Origin of the sequence: Micromonospora sp. ALFpr18c (genome assembly GCF_008868155.1) — a bacterium.
Lineage (GTDB): Bacteria > Actinomycetota > Actinomycetes > Mycobacteriales > Micromonosporaceae > Micromonospora.
In genome coordinates, this window is record NZ_WBKR01000313.1 from 1 (window position 1) to 4,122 (window position 4,122).

3 protein-coding genes are annotated in these 4,122 nt (G+C 73.4%); 1 reads left to right on the forward strand and 2 read right to left on the reverse strand.

Features of this window, described 5'->3' with window-relative positions; all coding sequences use genetic code 11:
- Positions 1 to 224 precede the first annotated feature (224 nt).
- Positions 225 to 1,778 (reverse strand): FAD-dependent oxidoreductase, encoded by a 1,554-nt coding sequence (locus F8271_RS30230; protein ID WP_151493204.1) that lies wholly within the window; start codon positions 1,776 to 1,778, stop codon positions 225 to 227.
- A 29-nt stretch (positions 1,779 to 1,807) separates the two neighbouring features.
- Positions 1,808 to 2,290: an MSMEG_6728 family protein gene (locus F8271_RS30235; protein WP_151493205.1), complete on the reverse strand. Its 483-nt coding sequence runs from the start codon at positions 2,288 to 2,290 to the stop codon at positions 1,808 to 1,810.
- A gap of 94 nt (positions 2,291 to 2,384) precedes the next feature.
- Here F8271_RS30235 and F8271_RS30240 point away from each other — a divergent pair.
- Positions 2,385 to 4,122, forward strand: a 1,738-nt coding sequence (locus F8271_RS30240) for a TrkA family potassium uptake protein (RefSeq protein WP_151493206.1), incomplete at its 3' end; no start/stop codon positions are given.

A 4,122-nucleotide genomic window follows, 5' to 3' on the forward strand; every position in this document is an offset into this window, starting at 1 on the left:
TTGCGCCCGTGGTGGTACGCGTCCGCCATCCACCAGCCCAGGCGCAGGGCGGTGACGACGCAGGCGCGCTCGTCGCGGATGAGGGGGTACGCGTCGTCCCGGCCGGCCTGCTCGGCGGGCGGTCCGCTCTGGGCGCCGGCACGGTGCAGTGGTGACATCTCCGCTGCCCTCCCGCCCGACCGATCGACAGATGATCAATCGAGCGTACGGCAGCGTACCGTCGCTTATAGAGGCTTTTGTCGGTTTCGCTTGTCCCGCCCGGCCAGCAGTCCCCGCGGCCGGATCGAGCGCACCGGCTCGGCCGCGCCGCCCTCCGCGCGCAGGATGTGGTTCGCGGCGATGATGCCGGTCGCTGCGGACCGCTCCATCAACGCGCTCGGGAAGTCCGTGCCGATGCCGTCGCCGGCCAGGTAGAGGCCGGCGGCGTCGGTGCGTACCCCCGGTCGCCAGGCGTGGCTGCCCGGCGTGAAAGCCGGCGCCTGCGCCTGGACCCGGGCCCGTAGCTCGCGGACCCGTAGGTCGGCGACCTCCGGCCAGAGCGTGACCAGCTCGCGGCGCATCCGCTCGGCCAACTCCTCGGCCGGCACGTCGGGCTCGCAGGCGTACGCGTGCACCTCGAGGACCGACCCGCCGGTCTGCCGCGCCCAGCGCCGCGACTCGTTCTCCAGCCGGTGGTAGAGCGTCACCGAGTCCAGGGTGGGCTGCCGGGACACGCCGCTGAACACCGCGCGGCCGGCGGCGACGTCCCCGTCGCACCAGTACCGCGCGACCGCGTACGGCGGACCGGGCGTGCCGAACGCGGGCATCCGCGCCACCAGCTCCGGTGCCCGCGTGACCAGGTCGGGGGAGGCCGCGACCAGCGCGGCGAGCGCCGGCGGATCGACGGCCAGCACGACGTGGCCCGCCGGGTGGCTGCCGCCGTCGGTGGTCGTGACCCGCCAGCCGTCGGCGTCGCGGTGCACGCCGGTCGCGGCGGCGCTGGTGAGCACCCGGCCGCCGTGCTTCTCCACGTGTCGGGTCAGCGGCTCCCAGATCGCGGTCGCGTAGTCCTCATCGGGGCAGTCGAAGGCCAGCCCCTCCGGGTTGCCGAGCAGGTAGAAGTGGAACTGGGCGACCATCTCGGCGGCCGACATCTCCGCCTCGTGGTTGAAGAACGAGTGCGAGAAGACCTCGAACAGCATGGCCCGTGCCCGGTCCGGCAGTCGCAGCGACGCCAGCAGTTCGTCGGCGGTCGTGTCGTCCAGGTCGGCGTAGGTGCGCACCGGGTCGTAGCTGAGCAGCGGCAGCGCGGCGTCCCGATCCATCAGACGCAGGTCGGCGAGGCGCAGGCTGGGGCTGCGCAGCAGCAGCGCGAGCAGGTTCGCCGGCGGTGCCGGCGGCAGCTTGCCGAACTCCTCGGTCGGCCACTCCCCGCTCAGGATCGGATAGCCCGGAATGGGCTTGAGGAAGCCCAGGTCGGGGTCGATCCGGCGGAGGATCGACCGCCAGTTGTAGTACTGCCGGAAGAACGCGTGGAAGCCGTGCTCGTTCTGCTGACTGCCGTCGGCCAGGGCCTCCGGCCAGGCGCCCAGCCGGCCGCCGAGGGTGGGCGCGGTCTCCAGCACCGTCACCGCGACGCCCCGCTCGGCCAGCACCACCGCCGCCGACATGCCGGCGATGCCACCACCCACCACCACCGCCGAGACCGGTCGCGGCACGCGGTCGGCGCCACCGCCGCCCGGGTCCACCTGGTGCTGGCGTACGCCGATGAGTCGACCCACCATGTGCGACAGCGCCACGAGAACCTCCCTGTTCGGGTCAGTCTCCCCTACGGAAGGCGGCGGCGCGCGCGGTCGGAGGCAGGCCAGACGTACTCCAGGTCCTCCGGGACGTCGTCGCCGAAGATCGGGCGGTAGTGCGCCGGGTCCTTGCGCACCAGCGACGAGCGGTGGCTCAGGTGCAGGTCGTCGCGGCCCAGCCAGGGCGGCAGCTCGCCGGCGCGGTCCAGTTCGTCCTGGGTACGCACCACGCCGGTCCCGCAGGCGGCGGCCAGGTCGACGGTCATCGTGGTGGCGCAGGTGTCGGCGCGTCCCGGTTCGGTCCAGACGGCGCACATGTCCAGCCCGTACCGGGTGAGCGCCTCCTCGTACCCGGCCCACATCTTCACCGCCGGGTGGTTCCGCCAGCCGTAGTCGGGGCGGGTGAGTCCGCGCAGCACCTGGATGGCCTCCACCCGCTGCTTGCCCAGCCGCCGCTGGTCCAGCGCGCGGGCGCTGGCCAGGAAGTCCGGGTACGGCAGGAAGGTCTGCATTGCGCTGCTCTACCCGCCGCCCGGGCCGACATGCCTGCTCGGGGATGATCCGGACAGGGTCGCCCAGCATGCTCGCGCTGATTACGATCCGGGCATGGCGGAGCCGTGGCGGGACCGGGCGCGACGGGCGGTCGAGTGGAACTGGCGGCTGCGGGCCGCGGGTGACCCGCGACCGCACTACGTGATCTGCGGACGGGACGCGCTCGCCTACTACGTGGCACGGGCGATGCTCGAATCCGAACTGCCCGCCGGCGGCGCCCGGGTGACCGTGGTGGTGCCGGAGCGCTACCGCAGCAACGGGCCGGACGTGGCGGGGCTGCGCGGGGTGCGGGTGGTCCGCTCGGAACGGCTGGACGTGGCCACCTTCGAGGCCGCCGGGCTGGCCGGGGCGACCGGGCTGGCCCTGCTGCACCAGGACGACGTCGGCAACCTGCACGCCGCGCTCTGCGCCCAGGCCGTCGACCAGCGGGTCCGGCAGGTGCTGCGGATGTTCAACGGCACCCTCGCCGAGGGCGTACGAAAGTTGCTCAAGGCGCCGGTCGAGGTGCTCTCCGACGCTGAGATGGCGGCGCCGGCGTTCGTGGCCGCCGCGCTCGGAGAGGTCGACCCGAGCTCCTTCCAGCATCGGGACAAGACGTTCCGGGTGGCCCGCCGGGCCGATGTGCGTCCGCAGGATGTGGTCTGCGCGTTGGCGCACGGCGGTGACGAGCAGGGGGTGGAGCTGCTGCCGGCCGAGCAGGCCGGCGCCGACCTGGTGCTGGCCGAGGCGACCGGCCAGCCGCCGGGGACCGAGGTGGCGGCCCGCCGGCTGGTCCGGGCGCGGCGGCGGCGCCGTCCGGTCACGATGCTGCTGGGGGCGGTACGCGGCTTCGCCACCCGCAAGATCGGCATCGCGGTGATGCTGGTGCTCGCGGTGATCGCGGTACTCGGCGCGCTGATCTCCCGCGCCGAGGACGTCTCCCCGGTGGAGGCGCTGTACCTGACGCTGGTCACGACCCTCAGCGGCGCCGACCCGGACACCGACAAGGCGATCGATGCGCAGATCATGCAGGTGGTGCTCAACCTGGCCGGGCTGGCGCTGATCCCGCTGATCACCGCCGTTGTGGTGGACGGCATCGTCAACGCGCGGCTGGCCCTGCACACCGGCCGGCTGCAACCCGCCCGGGTCGGGCACGTCGTGGTGATCGGCCTGGGCAACGTCGGCACCCGGGTGATGGCGCAACTGCGCGAGTACGACGTCGAGGTGGTGGCGATCGACAAGAATCCGCAGCCGCGCGGCGCGGCGCTGGCCCGACAGTTGGAGGTGCCGCTCATCGTCGGGGACGCGGCCCTGCCGGAGACCCTGGCCGCCGCGTCGGTGGCCGACTGCCAGGCGCTGGTGGTGGCGTCCACCGACGACGTGGCAAACCTGGAGGCGGCGCTGGCCGCCCGGGATCTCCGTGACGGCCTGCGGGTGGTGCTGCGGCTCTTCGACGGTGACTTCGCCGAGCGGGTCGACGAGACGTTCGCGCTCGGTGTGTCCCGATCGGTGTCCTACCTGGCGGCACCGGCCTTCATCGGCGCCCTCACCGAACGTGCGGTGATCACCACGATCCCGGTCGACCGGCATGCGCTGCCGGTCGCCGAGGTGCCGGTCGCCGCGGGCTCCGATCTCGACGGCCGGCCCCTGGACGAGGTCAACCGGGACGGGCAGGTCCGGTTGATCGCCCGGACCCCGGCTGGCGGGACGAAGGCGATCTGGTGGAAGGACCTCGACCCGCGACAGGTGATCTTCGCGGGGGACCGGCTCACCGTGGTCGCCCGCCGCCGTGGGCTGGACTGGCTGACCAGGC

Coding starts and splice junctions, on each gene's coding strand:
- F8271_RS30235 (WP_151493205.1), bottom strand. CDS start 2,290: ATGCAGACCTTCCTGCCGTACCCGGACTTCCTGGCCAGCGCCCGCGCG.